This is a genomic window from Kitasatospora putterlickiae, assembly GCF_039527695.1.
In the GTDB taxonomy this organism is placed as follows: domain Bacteria; phylum Actinomycetota; class Actinomycetes; order Streptomycetales; family Streptomycetaceae; genus Kitasatospora; species Kitasatospora putterlickiae.
The window spans coordinates 12,931-16,282 of record NZ_BAAAKJ010000307.1 but is presented as its reverse complement, the minus strand read 5'-3'; the positions used below and the strand labels follow the sequence as shown (position 1 = coordinate 16,282).

At 74.6% G+C, this 3,352-nt stretch carries 7 protein-coding genes and 1 pseudogene; all 8 read right to left on the bottom strand.

Annotated elements, in window-relative coordinates; translation table 11 throughout:
* Positions 1–202: pseudogene (locus tag ABD308_RS29455) on the bottom strand (hypothetical protein); the annotation flags it as partial.
* Between the two features lie 86 nt (positions 203–288).
* The gene (locus tag ABD308_RS29450; RefSeq protein ID WP_344341463.1) at positions 289–636 is read right to left on the bottom strand and encodes a hypothetical protein; all 348 of its coding nucleotides are present in this window, start codon (positions 634–636) and stop codon (positions 289–291) included.
* An 86-nt stretch (positions 637–722) separates the two neighbouring features.
* Positions 723–1,502: an Ig-like domain-containing protein gene (locus ABD308_RS29445; protein ID WP_344341460.1), complete on the bottom strand. Its 780-nt coding sequence runs from the start codon at positions 1,500–1,502 to the stop codon at positions 723–725.
* Positions 1,503–1,525: 23 nt separating this feature from the next.
* Complete coding sequence (locus tag ABD308_RS29440; protein ID WP_344341457.1) at positions 1,526–1,948, bottom strand: hypothetical protein; 423 nt, start codon at positions 1,946–1,948, stop codon at positions 1,526–1,528.
* Positions 1,945–2,235 (bottom strand): hypothetical protein, encoded by a 291-nt coding sequence (locus ABD308_RS29435; protein WP_344341454.1) that lies wholly within the window; start codon positions 2,233–2,235, stop codon positions 1,945–1,947. The genes ABD308_RS29440 and ABD308_RS29435 overlap by 4 nt, the downstream gene beginning before the upstream one ends.
* Positions 2,236–2,249: 14 nt before the next feature.
* Complete coding sequence (locus ABD308_RS29430) at positions 2,250–2,603, bottom strand: hypothetical protein (protein ID WP_344341451.1); 354 nt, start codon at positions 2,601–2,603, stop codon at positions 2,250–2,252.
* Between the two features lie 21 nt (positions 2,604–2,624).
* Positions 2,625–3,176 (bottom strand): mobile element protein, encoded by a 552-nt coding sequence (locus tag ABD308_RS29425; protein ID WP_344341448.1) that lies wholly within the window; start codon positions 3,174–3,176, stop codon positions 2,625–2,627.
* On the bottom strand, positions 3,160–3,352 hold a 193-nt coding region (locus ABD308_RS29420; RefSeq protein WP_344341445.1), incomplete at its 5' end, for a hypothetical protein. The genes ABD308_RS29425 and ABD308_RS29420, both read right to left, overlap by 17 nt.

Genomic DNA, 3,352 nt, shown 5'->3' with positions numbered 1-3,352 from the left:
GTGAGGCGGCCGCGGCCGGGCGCGGGTACGGGGCGGGCCTGGCCGCGGTCTTGTCGCCGCCGCGCTGCCAGTTCGCTCCGGCCAGCACGTCGAAGATGTCGGCGAGGAGGTAGTGGGTCTGTCCCCAGGCCGGGCGGCCGGTGAGGGCCGCCCGCAGCCGGGAGGTGGGGGGCAGGCCGCGCACCAGCGCGACCAGCTCCATCCACGTGAGGCGGCCGGTTGCGAGGTCGGCCAGGCGCACCCCGTAGGTCTCGCGGAGGTCGGCGAGGATCGCCTCCCCGTGCTCCCTCAGGAGTCGGTGGAGGCCGGCGATTCCCCCGCCTGCACCCCGCAGTGCTTGCGGTAGGCGTCGAACAGCACGGACAGCTTGTGCCTGGGCATCGGCTTGGCCTGGAAGGCCTGCCACTGGTCGCCGAGGGCGAGGCCGAAGATGGAGAGCATGGCGGCGACGTCGCCGCCGTCGGCGGCCGCGAGCAGCTTCCAGGCGTCGAGGGTGTCCATGTGGGCCAGCTCCCAGCGGCGTCCGCCGTGCTGGACGACGAAGGGCCGGAGGTTGCCGGAGGCCTGGAGGGCGTCGAGGTTGAAGTCGACGACCTGGTCGTCGGGCCTGCGGCGGGGGCGGCGGGTGTTGGACATGGGCGCGGTCCTCTCTCGGTGCGCGGTGCGAAAGGGGTGGCCGGGGCGGGCGGACCGCGCGCTCGCCCGCCCCGGGGCTGGTGGGGTCAGGACACGGTGACCGCGCACGTGGCGGTCAGGCCCGGGTAGGACGCGGTGATGGTCGCCGCGCCGGCGGCGATGCCGGTGACGTAGCCGTGGTCGACGGTGGCCTTCGCGGCGGCGCTGGTGGCCCACGCGAGGTAGGGGTCGGCGGTCACGTTGCGGGTGCTGGCGTCGGCGAGCGTGGCGGTGGCGGTCAGCCGGGCGATCGCCCCGACGGCCAGGGCCTTGGTCGCCGGCGCGATCGCGAGGGCGGTGACGGCCTGGCTGACCTGCCGGTCGAACAGCACCTTGTTGGCGTCGGGGTAGATGACCGCGGCGAAGGTCGACTGCCGCAGGTCGGTCTCGTTGTTGTCCTGGTCGCCGTCCAGGGTGATGATCGCGTGGTTGCGGGTGATGAGCCGCTCGGTCAGGTCGGTCGCCCCGTCTCGCGTCACGAACGCGCACTTCCGGGGGACAGGCTTGGGTACGACGATCTGGGTGTCCGTCGACCCGGGCCACGCGAGAGCCCGCGTGGACGGGTTGTCCTCCAAGACCGTGACCTTCTTCGTCAGCTTGAAGTTCTTGCGGCTCGTGCGGACGATGCCGCCGCCCCAGGCGTAGTAGTCGCTGACGTCCTCGTCGCGGGACTCCGGCATGCCGTCGTCGCCGGACAGCAGGCCGATCAGGGTCCAGCCCGCGCCGAACGGGGTGTTCGCGTCAGCCGGGTTGGGGGTGTCGAGGCTGTCGGCGACCCAGAAGTCGGCGTCGGTCCAGAGCCTGGTGTTGAGGGGATCTCCGGGCATGCCGGTCCTCCATGTGGTGATGGTCAGGTCAGGGGGGTGGGGGCGATGTTGGCCGTCAGGGTGAGGGTGGCCAGGGCGACGCCCGAGTCCGGGTCGACGCCCGGGACGGGCCCGGTGCCCGGGCGGGTGGAGCGGATGACCGGGCCAGCGGCGGTGTGCAGCAGCGCGGCGGCGAGTTGGGCCAGGTCGTGCGCCTGGTCGTTGTCGGCGTGCCACACCGAGATCCGCAGCACCACCTCGGCGTTCAGCCGAGAGGGGTGCGGGGTCGCTCCGTCGAGCGCGACCAGGACGAGCGGCAGGCGCGGGTCCTCCGGGGAGCGGGCGTCCGGCACCTTGGTGCCGACCGTGGCGCCGGCCGCGTACGCCTCGGGCCGGGCCGCGAGAGCGGTGCGCAGCAGGGTGCAGGCCTCGGCGGCCGCGTCCGGGAACAGGACGCGCGCCTTCACCCGCTGCCGCCGCGGGTCTTGATGTCGGCGCCGATCTGGGCGGCGGCCCGGGTCAGGACGCCGTCACGCGCCTGCCAGACCATGCCCCGCCGGTCGGCGATGGTCACGGCGGCGGCCTCGCGGTCGGTGGTGTAGGCGTCGACCCGGACGGTCTCGGGCGCGGTGACGCTGCCGCGTACCTGTTCGGCGATCCGGGCGGCGGCCTCGTCGACCATCGCCCGGACCCCCGGGCTGTGCAGGACCTCGCGCACGCCGGCGGGGTCCAGGACGAACTCGACCTCGGCCACGGTCGCCTCCTCTCCTATCCAGTGGAGCGGCGCATCTGCCACTCCACGTGGTGCACGCCGCCGCTGATCGGGTGGGGCCAGCGGGCGACCTCGCCGACGACGTCACACAGCAGGCCGTCGTGCTCGATGCGGTCGCCGGCGCGCACGTCCGGGGCGGTGCCGGGCGCGGACAGCACCCGCCAGCCGGTGATCACGCCGGTGCGGTCCGGCTCGGTGTGCTCCATCTGCACGGCCGGCTGCACGGAGAGGCGCTCGACGGTGAGCCGGGAGACGGCGCCGGGCGACCAGTCCGCGACGGTGTTGCCGGCGCGGTCGGTACGGGTGCCGGCCCGCACGCGCACGACCCGCTGATGGAAGATCACCGCCATGTCGGCTCGGTCTCCTTCCGCTTAGGTGCGGTCGCCGTGGTGGAGCTGGTAGTTCTCCACCGCGGTGGTCCATTGGGCGGTGACGCCGGTGGCGGCGGCCGCGCCGAAAGTCACGGACTCGCCGCCCGCCTGAAGGGTCTGGACGCCGGGCTGCACGGTGTGGATGGTGCGGGCCTGGTCGACGACCGCTTCCTGGACGTCGTCGGGGATCGGGTCGTAGCCGTGGTCGTAGACGACGTCGACTTCGGCCCACTCCGGCCAGCCGCACGGCGAGGTGCGGCGCAGCACGCCGATGTCCGCGCGCAGCCGCCAGTCCGTGACCGGCGTGCCGTCCACGGTCACCGAGGTGATGGCGGTGATGGGGGCGGCGGGCAGGTGCAGGCGGTCGGTGCCGTCGCCGTAGAGGCGGACGGTGTCGTCGGTGACGTGGGAGACGGGGTGGCGCACGGCGGCCCGGAAGCGGGCGCTGGCCGCCGCGAGGGCGGCCAGCAGCTGCGGGTCGTCGGCGGGCAGGCCGAGCCAGACGGCGAGGCGGGCCGGGTCGGCGAGCAGGCCGTTAGGAGGCAGCGCCACCGTCGCCCCCGGCCGGGGCCGCCGCGCCCAGGACGCCCTTGCGCGCCAGGCCGTCGAGTTCGGCGGCCAGCACCCGCGCGGTCTCGTCCTCGTCGGCGTCGGCCAGGTGGTCGAGGACCTCGGGCACGGTGTGCTCGGCGGGGTCGAACAGCGCGTCCGGCCCGGCGCCGGGCGGC